At 39.5% G+C, this 17,618-nt stretch carries 14 protein-coding genes; 8 read left to right on the plus strand and 6 right to left on the minus strand.

Annotated elements, in window-relative coordinates; translation table 11 throughout:
- The first annotated feature begins 30 nt into the window (after window positions 1-30).
- Window positions 31-1,035, plus strand: coding sequence for a glutaminyl-peptide cyclotransferase (locus ACR2F7_RS02335; protein WP_432712003.1), 1,005 nt, complete (start codon window positions 31-33; stop codon window positions 1,033-1,035).
- 9 nt (window positions 1,036-1,044) lie between these two features.
- Here ACR2F7_RS02335 and ACR2F7_RS02340 read toward each other — a convergent pair whose 3' ends face one another.
- The 4 genes from ACR2F7_RS02340 to pgi all read right to left on the minus strand — a co-directional run bounded on the left by ACR2F7_RS02340 (window position 1,045) and on the right by pgi (window position 6,395).
- Window positions 1,045-1,572, minus strand: a complete 528-nt coding sequence (locus tag ACR2F7_RS02340; protein WP_432712004.1) for a DUF4251 domain-containing protein — start codon at window positions 1,570-1,572, stop codon at window positions 1,045-1,047.
- Window positions 1,573-1,836: 264 nt separating this feature from the next.
- The gene (locus ACR2F7_RS02345) at window positions 1,837-3,270 is read right to left on the minus strand and encodes a M16 family metallopeptidase (protein WP_432712005.1); all 1,434 of its coding nucleotides are present in this window, start codon (window positions 3,268-3,270) and stop codon (window positions 1,837-1,839) included.
- A gap of 112 nt (window positions 3,271-3,382) precedes the next feature.
- A complete protein-coding gene (locus ACR2F7_RS02350) occupies window positions 3,383-4,696 on the minus strand; it encodes a M16 family metallopeptidase (protein WP_432712006.1) in 1,314 nt (437 codons plus the stop codon).
- A gap of 52 nt (window positions 4,697-4,748) precedes the next feature.
- The gene (gene pgi / locus ACR2F7_RS02355; protein ID WP_432712007.1) at window positions 4,749-6,395 is read right to left on the minus strand and encodes a glucose-6-phosphate isomerase; all 1,647 of its coding nucleotides are present in this window, start codon (window positions 6,393-6,395) and stop codon (window positions 4,749-4,751) included.
- A gap of 125 nt (window positions 6,396-6,520) precedes the next feature.
- Here pgi and ACR2F7_RS02360 point away from each other — a divergent pair, with 125 nt between their 5' ends.
- The 3 genes from ACR2F7_RS02360 to ACR2F7_RS02370 all read left to right on the plus strand — a co-directional run bounded on the left by ACR2F7_RS02360 (window position 6,521) and on the right by ACR2F7_RS02370 (window position 9,045).
- Complete coding sequence (locus ACR2F7_RS02360) at window positions 6,521-7,024, plus strand: hypothetical protein (RefSeq protein WP_432712008.1); 504 nt, start codon at window positions 6,521-6,523, stop codon at window positions 7,022-7,024.
- Between the two features lie 32 nt (window positions 7,025-7,056).
- Window positions 7,057-8,134, plus strand: a protein-coding gene (prfB, locus tag ACR2F7_RS02365; RefSeq protein WP_432712009.1) for a peptide chain release factor 2 whose coding sequence is annotated in 2 segments (ribosomal slippage) — window positions 7,057-7,116 and window positions 7,118-8,134 — 1,077 coding nt in all. Because the reading frame shifts where the segments join, the coding sequence is not laid out codon by codon here.
- A complete protein-coding gene (locus ACR2F7_RS02370; RefSeq protein ID WP_432712010.1) occupies window positions 8,134-9,045 on the plus strand; it encodes an alpha/beta hydrolase in 912 nt (303 codons plus the stop codon). Before prfB ends, ACR2F7_RS02370 begins: the two co-directional genes overlap by 1 nt.
- Window positions 9,046-9,047: 2 nt before the next feature.
- Here ACR2F7_RS02370 and ACR2F7_RS02375 read toward each other — a convergent pair whose 3' ends face one another.
- The gene (locus tag ACR2F7_RS02375; protein ID WP_432712011.1) at window positions 9,048-9,917 is read right to left on the minus strand and encodes a transglutaminase-like domain-containing protein; all 870 of its coding nucleotides are present in this window, start codon (window positions 9,915-9,917) and stop codon (window positions 9,048-9,050) included.
- A 41-nt stretch (window positions 9,918-9,958) separates the two neighbouring features.
- On the opposite strand from ACR2F7_RS02375, the gene ACR2F7_RS02380 reads away from it, so the two are divergent.
- Window positions 9,959-10,741, plus strand: coding sequence for an O-methyltransferase (locus ACR2F7_RS02380; protein WP_432712012.1), 783 nt, complete (start codon window positions 9,959-9,961; stop codon window positions 10,739-10,741).
- On the opposite strand, the gene ACR2F7_RS02385 is transcribed toward ACR2F7_RS02380, so the two are convergent.
- Window positions 10,738-11,868: a BamA/TamA family outer membrane protein gene (locus ACR2F7_RS02385; RefSeq protein WP_432712013.1), complete on the minus strand. Its 1,131-nt coding sequence runs from the start codon at window positions 11,866-11,868 to the stop codon at window positions 10,738-10,740. The two genes, ACR2F7_RS02380 and ACR2F7_RS02385, sit on opposite strands and share 4 nt — an antisense overlap.
- 146 nt (window positions 11,869-12,014) lie before the next feature.
- Between ACR2F7_RS02385 and ACR2F7_RS02390 the strand changes: the two genes are divergently transcribed.
- From ACR2F7_RS02390 to ACR2F7_RS02400, 3 genes are all read left to right on the plus strand, one after another.
- Window positions 12,015-12,992 (plus strand): deoxyhypusine synthase family protein, encoded by a 978-nt coding sequence (locus tag ACR2F7_RS02390; protein WP_432712014.1) that lies wholly within the window; start codon window positions 12,015-12,017, stop codon window positions 12,990-12,992.
- A 251-nt stretch (window positions 12,993-13,243) separates the two neighbouring features.
- Complete coding sequence (locus ACR2F7_RS02395) at window positions 13,244-14,536, plus strand: c-type cytochrome (protein WP_432712015.1); 1,293 nt, start codon at window positions 13,244-13,246, stop codon at window positions 14,534-14,536.
- A gap of 44 nt (window positions 14,537-14,580) precedes the next feature.
- Entirely contained in the window at window positions 14,581-17,604 is a 3,024-nt protein-coding gene (locus tag ACR2F7_RS02400) for a TAT-variant-translocated molybdopterin oxidoreductase (RefSeq protein ID WP_432712016.1), read from the plus strand.
- Window positions 17,605-17,618: the final 14 nt, after the last annotated feature.

Here is a 17,618-nt window from a genome sequence, read left to right on the forward strand (position 1 = left end):
TGTGTGTTTGGTATGCTAATCGCTACCACCATGAACTTTTCCTGTAAGCAGCAAAAAGAGAGTGCCTATGTTGGCTTTAAGTATCCTGATCAGGGGCAGCAACTCAAGCAGGGCGATGCGTTGAAAATTGAACTCGATGTGCCAGCATCTACAACGGTAAAAGAAGCCACCTACCTGGTAGATGGCAAGGTGGTGGGCACAAAAAATGATGCCAGCACCTTTAACCTTGATACCAAACAGCTGCCTTTGGGCTACCGTTTAATTTCAGCAGTGGTAGATAATGGCCAGCAGAAAGATACCATCACTGTCAATATAGAAGTGAAATCTGCTATTGTGCCTCCAATTGATGGTTATAAAGTAATTAATGTTTTTCCGCACGATACCACCTCTTACACCCAAGGTTTAGAATACCACGATGGTAAATTCCTGGAGAGCACAGGGGAGTATGGTTCTTCAACCTTAAGATGGGTAGACCTGAAATCTGGCAAGGCTTTACAGCGCATAGACATAGATAAAAAATACTTTGCTGAAGGGTCCACCCTTATTGGCGATAAAATAGTACTCCTGACCTGGCAAGCCAATTTAGGGTTCATTTATGATGCAAAATCGTTGAAACAAACCGGAACTTTCCCCTACCAGAACAGTCGCGAAGGCTGGGGTTTAACCTTTGATGGCAAACAGCTCATCAAGTCTGATGGCACCAACAGAATCTGGTTCCTCAACAAAGACACCTACAAAGAAGAGTCCTTTATAGAGGTTTACGATAACAAAGGACAAGTAGACCAGTTGAATGAACTGGAATACATTGACGGTAAAATTTATGCCAACGTCTACCAGACCGATAATATAGTGATCATCAACCCGCAAAGCGGCGCTATCGAGCGTTATATAGATTTATCTAACCTCTTGCCTGAAAAAGATAGATTTGCCAACACAGACGTTCTCAATGGCATTGCCTGGGACAACAAAGGCAAAAGGCTTTTTGTAACCGGAAAGCGTTTTGATAAACTCTTCGAAATTAAACTGGTGCCTTAACCATAACCCTTAAGGTTTCTTTTTTGCCTCCATCAGATAGCCATTGAAAGATATGGGCTGTCTGTTGTTGTTCATTACATTTAAGGTAGCATAGCCACTTTCTGTAACGTATAAGGTCATTTTTTGATGATCTTTAACATCTTTAGGCACAATAACAATGTTCCATCCTCCTTTTTTACGTTTGGTTTTCTCGTAGCTGAAAGATTTGGAGTTGAATTTAATGCCTGCTTCATTAGGATCTAAATTAGCAGAATAAGACCTTCCATAAAATGGGAGGTAGGCAACAACGCTATCTTTTTTGACCACCAGGTCGTAGCGGCTGCCAGATAAGTTGATGGCTCCAGATGAATTAGGGCTGTTTAGCTTGTATAAAATAGCAGATACATCCTGACTTGAAAGCGGCATGGCTGTGGTGGCTACAAAAACGAAATCCTGGTTCTCTATAATTTTTTCGGTTGTTGCTTTATCAGTTTGCGCAAATGCTGGTATACAAAGTATGGACATAACAGCGACCATATAGTTTTTAAGCGTTTTCATAAGTTTGTATTTTAACTTAAATATAGACAAATCTTATCGTTAAAAGTTTAATAACAAGGCAGATAAATGAAGCTGGCCGGCACTGCTCTATAAGCAGCTGTTGTCGATTCGATAAGTTATAGTTTCCATAGCGTTCAGAGGGCGTTGGCAGGGCCTTCGTAGGGCCTTCCTATATCGAATGGATATACAATAGCCCTGCCAAGGCTCTCTGAAGGCTCTCTAAAAAATAGGTTAAATAATAGGTGACGGATAGAGATCTATTAGCTATTTTACTGTTGCCATGGCTGGAGCCTTAACAGGTACAGCATAGGGATCATAGGTTTTTACTATAAAACCTTGTTTAATTAACCCTGGAAGAAAAGCATCCTGCTTGCCTACAATAACAACGCGTGTATTGTCATGGTTAAAATACTTTTTGCTCACGCGCAAAATATCATCAGCAGTAACGGCATTAATTTTTTGTAAATAAGTACGGTAAAAGTCTATAGGCAGGTTATTAATTAGAATACTGCTTGCAAAGCCAGCCATACGAGCAGGGTTTTCTAAACCTAATGCAAATGAACCGTTGTAATAGTTTTTGGTATTCTGCAACTCTTCGGCGGTTACCTTTTGTGTGCGCATGTTGTTGATCTCTTTCAAAAATTCAACCACCGCACTGTCTACTTTTTCATTCCTTACTGCAGCGCTGGCAGAGAAACTATTTTGAAAGCGACCAGTTCCTATGGAAGAATAAGCACCATAGGTGAAACCCCGTTGTTCACGCAGGTTTCTATACAATTTAGAATCTGCACCACCGCCAAGTATTTCATTCGCCAGTAAAACAGCATGGTAGTCAGGGCTGCTTAAAGGGATGTTGACTAAATTGGTGACTGTAATTTCTGATTGCACGGCACCAGGAAGATCAACTATGTTAATTTCGGTCTTTGCAGGGTTATTAACCAAAGGAGTAACAGGAAGGGTTAAAGTACGGCCTTTCCAGTCACCTAAAGCTTTTAAAGCAAGCTCATGTGCCTTTGCAGGGGTAATGTCACCTACAAAAGTAAGGTAACCTCTTGAAGGGGTAATGTATTTCTGATAAGCGTTTTTGACATCAGCTAAAGCCAAAGCCTTCACACTTTCTTCGGTTTCAAACTCACCTGCAGGGTGATTAATGCCAAAACTTAAAGCACTCACTACACGGCTAGAGATAGCCTTGGCACTGCGCTCGTTAGATTTTAAACCGGTTAAGGTTTGTGATTTCAACTTATCGAAAGAAGCTTGAGGGAATGATGGATTGCGCAAGGCATCTGTCATCAACATAAAAGCATTGCTGAAATAGCGGGTTAAGGCAGATACGCTGCCTCCCGAAGCACGGAGGCCAACCTCGGCACCCAACTGGTCTACCGCCTCATCAAATTGTACTTTAGTTTTGGTGGTTGTACCTTCATTGAGCATGCCACCCATAAGGCTCATCACACCAGCTTTTGCACCTTCAGTAATCTGGCCTGCATCAATACTGAAAGAAGCAGTTACTTTAGGTAATTTATGGTTTTCCACCACCAAAACGGTAATGCCGTTAGGTAATTTAAATATTGCAGGATCTGCAAAGGTAATCGTTGGTGCCGGACCTGGTTTTGGTCTTTGGCTTCTATCTAATTTTTGCGCTGCAGCCACTTGAATAAACAAAACTGCAGAGGCAAATAGAAATACTTTTTTCATAAGTATATAATCGTTTTTAATTGGTAATGAACCTATCTTCAGCTTGTCAGAATTGCTATAGCCCAGGCTGATGAGGTCATGTTAATTTAAATGTGAGTTGAATGAAAATAGTCTATTTTTGAGGTAAATAATAAAGTACAACACGCTGGTTTTGATTCAAGTACTTGCGTGCTACCTCTCTAATTTCTTCCCTGGTAATAGATTTTACCACATTTAGTTCCTCATTGATATCGTTGGTATTTTTATTCTGAAAGGTATAACCACTGGCAAGATTTTCAGCAACACCTAACATTTTACTGTTGGCACTGATAAAGCCATTCTCAAATTGGTTTTGCAGTTTTGTATATTCACTTTCACTGATCAGGTCGGTTTTTAAACGCTCTACTTCTGCATCAATATCCTTTAACAGGTCGTTTAATGGCGTGTTGTTATTGGGCAAAGCAAAGGTAATGTAAGCCCCGTAATCTTCAAGGCTATAATTGAAGGCTGCTACCTGCAGTGCTGTTTTTTTATCATCAACTAATTTAGTGCTTAGTCTGGAGCTACCTCCACCAGAAAGCAAGGTGCTAATGAGGCCCAATACTTTATTATCGCGGCTTTGCATGCCCGGCACACGGTAGGCAGCAAAAATTGCCGGAATTTGAATATTCGCATCATAAGCAGTGTCAATAATTTGTTTGGTGATCGGTTTCAACTCAAACTTTTGTTTAACAACAGGCGCACCTTTAGGCACTTCATCAAAATATTTTTTAACGAGCTCTTTTGTTTTACCCGGGTCAATATCACCGGCAATAGTTAAAACAGCATTGTTTGGTGCATAATACTTTTTAAAGAAAGCAAGAAACTCAGGTAAAGTCGCTGCATCAAGGTGCTCCATAGAACCTATAGGCTGCCAGCGATAAGGATGTCCTTCAAATAAATTAGTAAAGATGTTTTGTGTAAATTTTCCATATGGCGAGTTATCCATACGCATTCTTTTCTCTTCTTTAACCACTTCATTTTGGGTTTTAACCCCTGCCACATCGATTTTTGGATGTAACATGCGCTCACTTTCCAGCCATAAGCCTAATTCAAGCTGGTTTGAAGGGAAACTTTCATAATAATAAGTCCTGTCTTGAGAAGTATTGGCGTTGTTATCTCCGCCGTTACTACTCACTATTTTCATAAATTCACCGCGTTTCATATTCGGACTTCCCTCAAACAAGAGATGTTCAAAAAAATGTGCAAAACCTGTTCTTTCAGGTTGTTCGTCTTTTGAACCTACATGATACATGACCGAAACAACTACTACAGGAGCAGTTTTGTCTTCATGTAAAATCACATGAAGACCATTGTCAAGGTCAAACTCGGTAAATTTCACCTGCTGTGCTGTGGCCACCAGGTAAAAACCTGATAGCAGCAGTGATAAAATGAATTTTGGTTTCATTTGTTTGGATTGATTTTTTACTTTATTTGTTTTTTATGAATTTGCTTTGTTGTTATCTCCAGCTTTTAAACTGATTGATTAAACCATTGGTTGATGCATCGTGCGTATTTACCGGCTCATCGTCTTTCAATTCTGGTAGGATGCTTTTGGCCAGTTGCTTACCCAATTCAACACCCCATTGGTCAAAGCTAAAGATGTTCCATATAATACCCTGTACAAATATTTTATGTTCGTATATAGCAATCAGACTACCTAAGCTGCGTGGTGTTACACGTTTTAGTAAAATTGAGTTGGTAGGTCTGTTACCTTCAAATACTTTAAAAGGTGCAATTTTTTGAATTTCTTCTTCAGTTTTGCCGTCTTTTTGCAATTCTGCTACTACCTGCTCTAGTGTTTTTCCATTCATTAAAGCTTCGGTTTGTGCAAAAAAGTTCGACAACAAAATAGGGTGGTGCTCACCAACAGGATTTAAACTTTGTGCTGGCGCAATAAAATCGCAAGGAATTAAACGGGTACCCTGGTGTATCAACTGGTAAAAGGCATGCTGACCATTTGTTCCTGGCTCGCCCCAAATAATAGGTCCTGTTTCATAGCTCACTTCCTCACCATTTCTGTCAACATGTTTACCATTGCTTTCCATATCTCCCTGCTGGAAATAAGCAGCAAAACGGTGCATGTATTGGTCGTAAGGTAAAATAGCCTGTGTTTCTGCATTGAAGAAATTGATGTGCCATACACCTATCAGCGCTAAAATAACAGGGATATTGCTTTCAAAAGGAGTATTTTTAAAGTGCTCATCAGCAGCATGGGCACCGGCAAGTAATTCTTTAAAGTTATCAAAACCAACGCTCAGGGCAATAGGTAAACCAATAGCGCTCCATAAAGAATAACGGCCGCCTACCCAATCCCAAAACTCGAACATGTTTTCAGTGTCTATACCAAAAGCCTTTACATCTTTAGCATTGGTAGAAAGGGCCGCAAAGTGTTTGGCGATATCTGCTTGCTGTGCACCGCTCTTTAAAAACCACTCTCTTGCCGTATTGGCATTGGTCATGGTTTCTTGTGTGGTAAAAGTTTTTGAGGCAATTAAAAATAAAGTAGTTTCAGGGTCTAAGCCTTTCACCGTTTCCATGATATGCGTGCCATCAATATTGGATACAAAGTGAAGGTTTAAGTGGTTTTTATAAGCCTTTAGTCCTTCAGTAACCATTACCGGGCCTAAGTCTGAACCTCCAATACCAATGTTTACCACATCAGTAATGGCTTTTCCAGTATAACCTTTCCAATCCCCAGAAATAATGGCAGCACTGAATTTCTCCATTTTTGCCAACACGTTATTAACCTCGTCCATTACATTTTTGCCTTCTACCAAAATAGGACTGTTACCCTGGTTTCTTAAGGCAATATGTAATACTTCACGGCCTTCTGTCTGGTTAATTTTCTCTCCATCAAACATGGCTTTAATGGCCTGGTCTAGTTTACATTCTTTAGCCAGCTGTATCAATAAAGCCATGGTGGTGTCATCTATTCTGTTCTTTGAATAGTCTAAGAGAATGTCTTCAAAAAGTATCGAGAATTTATCAAAACGAGCAGGGTCTTCCGTAAAAAGAGTTTTCAGACTTTTCTCATTGATGTTAATAAAATGATCAGCCAGGTATTTATAGGCTTCGGTTTCTGTAAAATTTATAGTTGGTAGCATAAGATCTTATTTTATCGTAAATGTAATAGTTTATTTTAGCTAGAAGGATGGCCAGTATAAATTTGATAAACAAATTGAGTAGTCATATGGTTGTACTCTTTGTTAATCAATTAAAAACAAGCAAGATGTTAGAAAAACTGAATCAACTGGTCAAAGAGAATGCACAGGATGCTATTGTAAGTAATCCGGAAATTCCAAACGAAAAAAATGAAGCGGTTATGCAAGCGGCTTCAGGATCCATATTTGATGCTTTAAAGCAACAAATGGCATCAGGCAATGTAAGTCAGCTGGCAGATACTTTTAAAGGTGGCAATGCAGAAAATAGTGCACTTGCACAGCAGGCCACTTCAGGCTTTACAGAGAAACTTGCCGGCTTAGGCATTAACCTGGAATCGGCTAAGAAAATTGCATCTACTTTTATTCCGGGGATCTTGAGCAAATTTGTACACAAAACAAATGACCCTAATGACAAGTCATTTGACATAAAAGATATGCTGACACAGATTTCTGGTCCTGATGGTAAATTTCAAATTTCTGACCTGACCAATATGTTTGGCGGAAATAAAGATGATAAAGGTGGCGATGGTGAGCAAGGAGGCCTGATGGATAAATTAAAAGGAATGTTGTAAGCAAGACTTTTAATTTATGATATATTTGTATCATGACTAAAGAACAAATACAAGATTTAAGGGACAGAGTAGCGTCGCTGAGGAGGCATCTTTGACGTCGAAACCCGACTTGAAGATATATATATTGCACAACAACTAACGCTGCAGCCGGGCTTTTGGGATGATCCTAAAAAAGCAGAAAAGCATTTGGCAGAACTGAACTCAAAAAAAGTTTGGACTGATGCCTGGCAGGCTGTACAAAGTGAACTGGAAGATACAGAAGTGATGTTTGACTTCATGGTTGCCGGAGAGGCAACCAAGGAGGAAATGCAGGCGCAATATGAAAAATGCCTGCAGGATATAGAAAACCTTGAGTTGAAAAATATGCTCAGCAACAAGGAAGATCAGCTTTATGCGGTAATGCAGATTACAGCAGGAGCGGGTGGTACTGAAAGTTGTGACTGGGCGGCAATGCTGATGCGCATGTACATCATGTGGGGGGAGAAGAATGGCTATAAAGTAACCGAGCAGGATTTCCAGGAAGGGGAGGTAACGGGTGTGAAATCTGTGACCCTTCAGTTTGCGGGTGCTTTTTCTTATGGCTACCTGAAAGGGGAGAATGGCGTTCACCGATTGGTGAGAATTTCTCCTTTTGATTCTAATGCCCGCAGGCATACTTCTTTTGCTTCGGTTTATGTTTATCCTTTAGTGGATGACACCATAGAAATTGATATCAAAGATTCTGACATTGAGTTTGAGACCTTCCGTTCTGGTGGTGCCGGCGGACAAAATGTAAACAAAGTAGAAACCGCGGTTCGTTTGTACCATAAACCTTCGGGTATTGTGATCAAAAACCAGGAGTCACGTTCGCAGCTTCAGAATAAAGAAAATGCTTTGCGCTTGTTAAAGTCGCAGTTATATGAAATAGAAATGCGTAAACGCATGGAAGCTACAGCTGCCATTGAAGGCTCAAAGAAGAAAATTGAATGGGGCTCGCAAATCAGAAATTATGTGCTGCACCCTTATAAGTTAGTTAAAGATTTAAGAACTAACTATGAAACCTCTAATGCCCAAGCCGTTTTAGACGGTGAATTGAATGATTTTTTAAAAGCTTATTTAATGGAATTCTAATGAGAAAACTTTCCGCTGCCCTTTTATTTTTTACTGTATTTTCTACTGCTGCAATGGCACAAACTGTAATTCCTATTTACCCGGGTAAAATACCCGGGACAAAACCTTTGCCCAAAGATTTCAAAGAAGTTGTTGAGAAAAGGGCAGATGGATCGGTACGCATCAGTAAGGCAGTTACCCCTACTTTAAGTGTATACCTGCCTAAAGAAAATCCAACGGGTACGGCGGTCATTATTTGTCCGGGGGGTGGTTATGGCCTTTTATCCATGGACCATGAAGGTTTTGCCGTGGCCGAAGCTTTTAACAAGCTTGGTATTGCTGCCTTTGTTTTGAAGTACAGGCTACCCAATGAGGAACTGATGGTGGATAAATCTTTCGGCCCTTTGCAAGACATTCAGCAGGCCATGTATGTGGTAAGGAAAAATGCCGCTGAATATAAAATACAGGCCGACAAAATTGGTGTAATGGGCTTTTCTGCCGGCGGTCACCTTGCAGCCAGCATGTCTGTACATTACGGTGATGTTAAAATAGATAAAAAGGATGTTAACCTTCGCCCGGATTTCTCCATTTTGATCTATCCGGTAATCTCCTTTTTGGAATCTCCACATGCAGGCTCCGCAAAAAATTTAGTGGGTACTACGCCAACTGCAGAGCAGAATGAATATTTCTCTAATGAAAGAAATGTAACGCCTACTACGCCACCTACATTTATAGTGCATGCCATGGATGATGGTGGTGTGCCGGTGCAAAATAGCATGGCTTACGCTCAGGCTTTATCTAAAAATAAGGTGAAGGCTGAGGTGCATCTTTACCAGGCCGGCGGACATGGTTTTGGCATGAACAATAAAACTACCGACGACAAGTGGTTTGAGCGTTTAGAGAACTGGCTTAAGATGAATAAGCTGCTGTAAGCTTAAAAGATTTCATTATTGAGAATCTCCTGCAATTCTTTGAGTTCTGCAACTTTATCTACAGAACCTGCATTTTCGTAAGCGGAAATCAGGTTCCTCACCACTCTACGAATGATTTCCACATTGCTGCAGGGGGCATAAAAGCCGGGTTGCGGTTCAAGGTTCAGTTGTCTGAGAAACTGGTCCACATCATGTTTGCCAAATATAGCTCCTTTGTTAAAGGCATTGATATAAAATAAAACACTGAATTCCTGTTCTTGCTTTCTGGTTTCGTCAACATAACCTAAAATAAAATGCTGCGGTAAGTTAATGCCATATACAGGTAGCTCTAGTTTTTGTGCAATGGTGGCATAAATAATGGCCAGGGAAATCTGGTTGCCCTTTTTACTTTCTATTACCTTGTTGATATAAGAATTTTGAGGGTCATGGTGGTTTTTGGTGTTCCCCGAAAAACCAAAGTAGTTATAAAAAACATGGTTAAAGAGTTTGATTTTCTCTATCGAACTCATTTCCTGGTGTAAGCCTATCCATACTTCTGTTTTGATCTCTTCAATTTGGCTGATTATTTTCACTTCATCCAAATCCGGATATTGGTAACGGTTTACCACAAGGGCCCCCTGCAGCAAGTCGAAAGCCCCACTAAGGTGCCATAAGTTTAAGTCTTCTTTTACGCTGTTGAATTGTATGCGATGGACCAGCTCTTCAATGCGACCCTGAAGTAGCGTGTCCATAGATTCCTCCCAGGCGCTCTCTAAAAAGCCCACTGCAGCAGTACCATGTTCCAGCAAACGCTGTTCTACATGTGCGTATACTTCTTTATCTGGATCATCAAGAAGTTTAACCAAAGCATTTATTTCTGTACTATTTTCCATTCTATGCAATTACAATTATCCGTTTGTCTATTTTTGCGGTTATGGTTTTTAGTTTTTTTATTGATTTTCTGAAGCATCGTTTTACCGCTAAAAGTAGACATGGTACACATTCTCCATTTGTTTATCAGCTTACAGATGAGGTAATTTACGATTTTAACTCCAATAATGATTATATCGGCATAGAAGAACAGCGAAAAAAACTCTATCATGACGATACAGTAATTCAAGTTACCGATTTGGGTGCAGGCTCTCATTTAAATAAAAACAGAGAAAAAAAGGTGAGGCAGATTGCAAAGAATGCACTGAAGACCCCCCGTTTAGCACAGCTGATCTATCGTTTGGCAAAAGCAAACAAGCCGGCCAGCATTATTGAATTGGGTACATGTTTAGGTTTAACAACGGCCTATCTGGCTAAAGCTTGTCCGCAGGCTCATGTGCTTACCGTAGAAGGTTGTCCGCAGACAGCTGCTGTGGCTGCACAAAACTTTAAGGCGCTACAATTATCGAATGTGGAATTGCAGGTGGGGAACTTTGATGAATTATTACCTGTCATTATAGAGGCACAGCCACAAATTGACTTTGTATATATTGATGGCAACCACCGCAAGGAGGCAACCTTAAATTATTTTAAATGGTGTTTGCCTAAAGTGGGCGAGCATTCTCTTTTAATTTTTGATGACATTTATTGGAGCAAGGGCATGAAAGAAGCATGGGAAGAAATTAAAGCACACCCGCAAGTTACCGTTACCATAGATTTATTTTGGATTGGACTGGTTTACTTTAAAAAAGGACAAGCGAAAGAGCATTTTAAAATTAAATACTAAAAGGCTTCCGCCAGGCTGATGTAAAATCCACTCTGGCGCTTTTCAAAAGGTTCTTTTTTGCCAACGCCATAATCAAGTCTAATGCTTAAGCCTTTTGCAGGGTCGTAGAAATAACGTGCACCAGCACCATAATTTGGCTTCAGTCCTTTAAAATTGAAGTCGCCATTTTGATAAACCCTACCTGCGCCGGCAAAAGCAACCACACCGAACCTATTGGTAAAACGGTAGCGTAACTCTGTTTGTGCAGTAAGCAGATTTTCATCGCGGTAGCGCCCTCTGTAATAACCACGCATCATTTCATCATTACCCATTTGTGGCAATAAATAGAATGGCGTATTCTCACCCTGCACCGTATGAAATATACCATTTACGCCTAACACCAATCTGTTGGCCAGTGGAAAAAAGTTACTCACCTTCACCTTGATCTGACTTATACTAAAATCACTTTTAGTAAACACATTTGGTGCATATTGATAGGTTACCCTTCCAAAGAAACCCTTGGTAGGGTAGTTGTTTGAGTTTCTGGTGTCCAGACTTTGAGATAGGCCCACAAAAAGTACATGACCTCCATCTTTACCGGCAAGTGAAGGCTCAGCAGAAAAAATTCCGCCTGGCGTTCTGTCTGTAAATTTATAATGTTCGAAGCCTACAGACACACCGGTGTAAGTGTTTTTCAAAAGGCTTTTCTCGCCTTCCAATAAAATCTTGAATTGATTTTCCAGCACTTTGTTCTCCTGACTTTCCTTGGTGTCGTTGCCAATGCCATAATAATTAAAAGGTGTTCTTTTAATTTTAAACTCACCAATGAGGTGGTATTTATTGGCGGCCGTATAAATATCACTTCGTAAGGTAAAGTTGTATTGCTTTTTGGTGGATACAGAGCCGAGTGCAGAAAAGTTGGAACTGCGGTTCAGCGAATCACTACGATCCATATAGGTGGAATATAACGTTCCTACACCAAATTCAAATCCTGATTCCTGGCTATAGCCCAAAACAGGAATGGGTATAAAGCTGGATTTTCTGGTGGTGTCGATTTCATTAGATAAAAGACGGGAAATTATTTTTTTCTGGGCGAAGGTTGTGGCAGTAAAAAAAATGCATAATATAAATAAGGTATAAGATTTCATTAGGATGTCGTTTGTTTGATGCCGCAATGCTAGCTGTGGTCAAATGTACAGGAATTAAATAATGAGCCAAAAGATTGGCAGAATAAACAGCTGGATACCATTAATAGGAATAATTGTCTACTTTTGCGCATTAGAAGAAAAAACAAATGAGCACAAGAGGACCTATATCGCAATTTATGGAGGGTAATTACCTTCATTTTAATTCTGCAGCAATGATGGATGCAGCAAAAGGTTATGAAACCCATTTAGATGAGGGTGGAAAAATGATGATTACCCTTGCTGGAGCAATGAGTACTGCTGAGTTGGGCATTTCTTTAGCGGAAATGATTCGTCAGGATAAAGTATCTATTATTTCATGTACTGGTGCCAATCTTGAAGAAGACATCATGAACCTTGTAGCGCATTCACACTACAAAAGAGTACCTAATTACAGAGACCTTAGTCCTCAGGATGAATGGGATCTTTTAGAAAACCATTATAACCGTGTTACAGATACTTGTATTCCTGAAGAAGAGGCTTTCCGCAGGTTGCAAAAACATATCCATAAATTATGGAAAGATGCTGATGATGCAGGTGAGCGTTATTTTCCACATGAGTTCATGTACAAAATGTTGTTGAGCGGTGTGTTAGAACAATATTATGAAATTGACCCTAAAAATTCATGGATGCTTGCTGCGGCAGAAAAAAACCTTCCTATAGTAGTACCAGGATGGGAAGATTCTACTATGGGTAATATCTTCGCTTCTTATGTAATGAAAAAAGAAATGAAGGCAACAACCATGAAAAGTGGAATTGAATATATGGGTTGGTTAGCCGACTGGTATATTGCGAACAGCGAAGGTAAAGGAATTGGATTTTTCCAAATTGGCGGAGGTATCGCTGGTGATTTCCCTATTTGCGTTGTGCCGATGCTTTACCAGGATATGGAAATGCCGAATATTCCTTTCTGGAGTTATTTCTGCCAGATTTCTGATTCTACCACTTCTTATGGTTCTTATTCTGGCGCCGTGCCAAATGAAAAAATTACCTGGGGTAAATTAGATATCAATACACCTAAATTTATTGTAGAATCTGATGCTACAATTGTTGCTCCATTGATATTTGCGTGGATATTAAAAATGTAATTTAAATATGCAAACGGCTTCCAGTATTTTGGAAGTCGTTTTTTTATAAAATTTGATTTTTGTGCAGTTTAACGTCTTTTAACGCACTTATACGTATTGTTTAGAATGAATATAAATTGTAATTGATGTCATTAATTTGTCATTGATAACTTTATAAACTTTACTTTTGTGGACGTTTTTGATGTATGGCTAGGAAGCTGGAAATCGAATATAACTTTAAGTTTTTTAATAAATTGAATAAAATACTCATTATGAGGGATATCTCATTGGTCATTAGAAGAGTTTGGAAGTCGGCAATCATGTTATCGGCTCTATCTGTTTTAATCGTTTTTAGTACAAAGGCACAAGATGTAGCTGAGGGAAGAACAATCTTTAAAGAAAAGTGTACTTCTTGTCATGCTTTAGACCGCGACATGACAGGCCCTGCATTGCAGCCTATTGTAGCGTCAACAAGTGAAGAGTTTTTGTTAAAGTGGATCAACAATGCGCCAGCAATGGTTGCTTCAGGAGACAAACAAGCTATCGAGGCTTCAAAATGGAATGCAAATGCAGAAATGACAGCATTCCCGAATTTGACTCCAGATCAAATTAAAAGTATTCTTGCTTATGTAAAAGCTGGTGAACCTAAGAAAGCAGGTGAAGCTGTTGGTGCTACTGCAACGGATGAAGTTTCTAACTTCTCTATTGCCGGTGTGATCGCCATCATCATCATCTCTATTATTGTTTTAGTGGTTTTAGCGAAAGCCATCAAAATGCTGGAGCGCTTAATTTTACAGAAACAAGGTATTGAAGTTGTTGAGCCAGAAAAAGTAAGCTTAACGCAAGGTATCGGCGGGTTATTTAAGAATAAGAAATTTATATTCTTCTTTATCCTGTGTTTAGTTGCAGCCTTAGGTTCTTATGGATGGATGGGCATGTGGAATACTGGTGTTCACACTGGTTACCAACCTGTACAGCCAATTAAATTCTCACATGAGCTTCACGCTGGTGTAAATCAGATTGACTGTCAATACTGTCACTCAGGAGCGTTTAAATCTAAAAATGCTTCAATTCCATCGTTAAATGTATGTATGAACTGTCACAAGCAGGTTCAGGGTAGAGATAACCATGATGGAAACATTTCTCCGGAAATTCAGAAGATCTACAATGCAATGGGTTATGATGCGGATAAAATGACGTATGATAAAACTAAAGAAAAGCCTGTTGAATGGGTACGTGTACACAACCTTCCTGACTTTGCTTATTTCAATCACTCACAACACGTAGTGGTTGCAGAAGATGCAATTAGAAAAGAAAAAGGATTGAAGCCAAACGAACCAGTTTGTTTTGCTTGTCACGGTCCGGTAGATACCATGGAAGAGATTTATCAGTACTCTCCTTTAACCATGAAATGGTGTATCGAGTGTCACAAGAGCACAGAGTTGGATGTGAAGGATAATGCATTCTACACAAAAATCATTGAGGCTCATGAGAAAATCAAAAATGGCGAAAAAATTACGCCTGCAGCCCTTGGTGGTTTAGAATGTGGTAAATGCCACTATTAATAGAGTATAAAAAGAAACGTTCGATAAACAGTAATAAAGCTTAAATGGAAAGCAATAAAAAATACTGGAAAGGCTTAGAAGAGTATAAAAACACTCCGGATTTTGTTGAAAACAACAAAAACGAATTTTCTGAGCCCCTTCCAATAGAAGATGTTTTAAATGAAGCAGGACTAAGTACCGTAACTCCTCGCCGCGACTTTTTAAAGGCGTTAGGTTTTGGATTAGGTGCAGTAACCCTGGCTGCTTGTCAGCCAGCGCCGGTTCATAAATCAATCCCTTATTTGATTAAACCGGAAGAGGTTGTTCCGGGTATACCTAACTACTATGTGTCTACATTTAATGGACAAAGTATTCTGGTTAAAACCAGAGAGGGAAGACCAATTAAAATAGAACCAAATCCAGGTGCAGGACAATTCAATACAGGTACTGATGCACAAGCGCAGGCTTCTGTATTAGATTTGTACGATGTTTCTAAGCTTAAAGTTCCGGTTGTTAAAAACGAGGAAACTACATGGGCTAAGGTGGATGAGTTTGTAAAAGGTGAATTAAGTAAGGTTCAGGCTTCGGGCAAGAAATTACGTATTGTTTCCTCGTCTGTAAACAGTCCTTCAACAAGAAGTGTTGTTGCAGACTTTACAGCAGCTTACCCAAATACTAAACATATACAATATGATGCCGTATCTTATACTGGTATCTTAAAGGCAAATGAAAATAGCTTTGGTAAAGCTGTATTGCCTAAATATAACTTCGATCAGGCTGACCTGATTGTGAGTTTTGCTGCTGATTTCCTTGGAACATGGATTAATGGTGAAGAATATACTTCACAATATGTTACTAACAGAAATAACAAATCTTTAGCTAAAGGGAAAATGTCCAGACATTTTCAGTTTGAAGCTGGGATGAGCATCACTGGTACTAACGCTGATACGCGTTTACCATTGAAGTTATCTGAACAAGGGCCTGCATTAATTGCATTATACAATGCCATTACAGGAAGTTCTTTAGCAGGTGCTGCATTGCCAAACAATACTACAGCTGATAAAGCACTTAAACTAGTAGCTAAAGAATTATTGCAGAATAAAGGCAAATCTTTAGTGGTTTGTGGTTCTAATGATGTTTCTACTCAAATTCTTGTCAATGCCATTAACTCCGCTATCGGTAGCTACGGTACTACAATAGACTTAGATAATCCTTGCACGCTTTACGCTGGTAACGATGCTGAGTTTAAAGAATTGATCAATGAAATGAACAGAGGTGAAGTTGGTGCTGTTTTCTTCTTAAACGCCAATCCTGCTTATGATGCTATAGATACTAAAACTTTCACTGATGCCTTAGCTAAGGTTGCCTTAAAAGTTTCTTTCTCTGATCGTAAAGATGAAACTTCTTCGCTTTGTGATGTTATTGCGACTAACCAAAACTATTTAGAGTCATGGGGTGATGCAAATAGCTATGCAAATTCTTATTCCATTATCCAACCAACAATTAACCCGGTGTTTAATTCACGCCAGGCTGAGCAAAGTTTATTGGTATGGTCTAATGCACCAGTTCAGGATTACTATCAATATGTGCGCAATAACTGGGAGAAAAATATTCTACCTGTTATTGGCAAATCATGGAATGAATTGTTGCAAACAGGTGCTTTCGCTGCAGCGCCGAAAGCTGCAGGTGCTTACACCTTCAGTTTATCGTTAGATGCGGTTGCACAATCTATAGTGACAAGCAGCAAAGCTTTAGCTAAGGATATTGAATTGCAAGTTTACGAAAGTGTGCCAATGCGTAATGGTAAACATGCTAACAATGCATTTTTACAAGAACTACCTGATCCTGTTACTAAGGTAACCTGGGACAACTTTATTGCTATCGCACCTAAGTTTGCTGAGCAATTAGGCTATAAAGAGTTTGACGTTGTTTCTGTTAAAGGCGCTAACGGTTATACTATTGACTTGCCAGTTTTAATCCAGCCAGGTCAGGCACAAGGAACAGCATCTATTGCCTTAGGTTATGGCCGTACCAAAGTTGGTAAGGTTGGTGATAACGTAGGTAAGAATGCTTATCCATTTGTTGCTTTTGCTAACGGAACATTACAATACGCTACAACGGTTACTTTGTCTGGTACGGGTTCAACATATGAATTAGCACAAACACAAACACACCACTCTTTTGAAGGTAGAAACATTATTCGTGAAGCTTCATTTAAAGAATACGTAAAAGACCCTGCTGCAGGTTCTGGTAACCACGGTGCAAAACACAAATCATACGATTTATGGGATAAATATGAGAAACCAGGTAACAACTGGGTAATGGCAATCGATTTGAATGCTTGTACAGGTTGTGGTTCTTGTATTGTTGCTTGTAACGTTGAAAATAACATTCCTGTTGTTGGCCGTGAAGAGGTTCGCAAAAGAAGAGAGATGCACTGGATTCGTATCGATCGCTATTACAGCTTTGAAAATGGCAGTGATCAAGTGACTGAAGAGAAAGAAATTGCAGACCTTGAAAATCTTGACCTTGTTTCTGTAGTTCACCAACCGATGCTATGTCAACACTGTGACCATGCTCCATGTGAAACTGTTTGTCCGGTTTTAGCTACGGTTCACTCTTCTGACGGTTTAAACCACATGGCTTATAACCGTTGTGTAGGTACTCGTTACTGTGCAAACAACTGTCCATATAAAGTTCGTCGTTTTAACTGGTTCAACTACTGGAATGATTCTCGTTTCGATAATTACCTGAATAACGAGTTTACACAATTAGTCCTTAATCCTGACGTTACTGCTCGTTCTAGAGGGGTAATGGAAAAATGCTCTATGTGTATCCAGAGAATACAAGGTGGTAAATTAGCAGCTAAATTGGAAAAACGTCCATTGAAAGATGGTGATATCCAGATGGCTTGTCAACAAGCTTGTTCAGCAAATGCAATTATATTTGGTGACGGTAACGATCCGGATTCGGAAGTTTCTAAAGCATTACGTGGTGAGCGTACTTACTACGTTTTAGAAGAAATTAACGTACAACCGGGTATCGGATATATGACAAAAATTAGGAATACAGATACAATACTAGCGTAAGCTGATATTAAATA

This window comes from Pedobacter sp., assembly GCF_045628745.1.
GTDB lineage: Bacteria > Bacteroidota > Bacteroidia > Sphingobacteriales > Sphingobacteriaceae > Pedobacter.

Bases quoted from the DNA above. Each gene is read 5' to 3' on its own strand.
- ACR2F7_RS02335 (WP_432712003.1), top strand. From the start codon at position 31: ATGAACTTTTCCTGTAAGCAGCAAAAAGAGAGTGCCTATGTTGGCTTT.
- ACR2F7_RS02340 (WP_432712004.1), bottom strand. From the start codon at position 1,572: ATGAAAACGCTTAAAAACTATATGGTCGCTGTTATGTCCATACTTTGT.
- ACR2F7_RS02345 (WP_432712005.1), bottom strand. From the start codon at position 3,270: ATGAAAAAAGTATTTCTATTTGCCTCTGCAGTTTTGTTTATTCAAGTG.
- ACR2F7_RS02350 (WP_432712006.1), bottom strand. From the start codon at position 4,696: ATGAAACCAAAATTCATTTTATCACTGCTGCTATCAGGTTTTTACCTG.
- pgi (WP_432712007.1), bottom strand. From the start codon at position 6,395: ATGCTACCAACTATAAATTTTACAGAAACCGAAGCCTATAAATACCTG.
- ACR2F7_RS02360 (WP_432712008.1), top strand. From the start codon at position 6,521: ATGTTAGAAAAACTGAATCAACTGGTCAAAGAGAATGCACAGGATGCT.
- ACR2F7_RS02370 (WP_432712010.1), top strand. From the start codon at position 8,134: ATGAGAAAACTTTCCGCTGCCCTTTTATTTTTTACTGTATTTTCTACT.
- ACR2F7_RS02375 (WP_432712011.1), bottom strand. From the start codon at position 9,917: ATGGAAAATAGTACAGAAATAAATGCTTTGGTTAAACTTCTTGATGAT.
- ACR2F7_RS02380 (WP_432712012.1), top strand. From the start codon at position 9,959: ATGGTTTTTAGTTTTTTTATTGATTTTCTGAAGCATCGTTTTACCGCT.
- ACR2F7_RS02385 (WP_432712013.1), bottom strand. From the start codon at position 11,868: ATGAAATCTTATACCTTATTTATATTATGCATTTTTTTTACTGCCACA.
- ACR2F7_RS02390 (WP_432712014.1), top strand. From the start codon at position 12,015: ATGAGCACAAGAGGACCTATATCGCAATTTATGGAGGGTAATTACCTT.
- ACR2F7_RS02395 (WP_432712015.1), top strand. From the start codon at position 13,244: ATGAGGGATATCTCATTGGTCATTAGAAGAGTTTGGAAGTCGGCAATC.
- ACR2F7_RS02400 (WP_432712016.1), top strand. From the start codon at position 14,581: ATGGAAAGCAATAAAAAATACTGGAAAGGCTTAGAAGAGTATAAAAAC.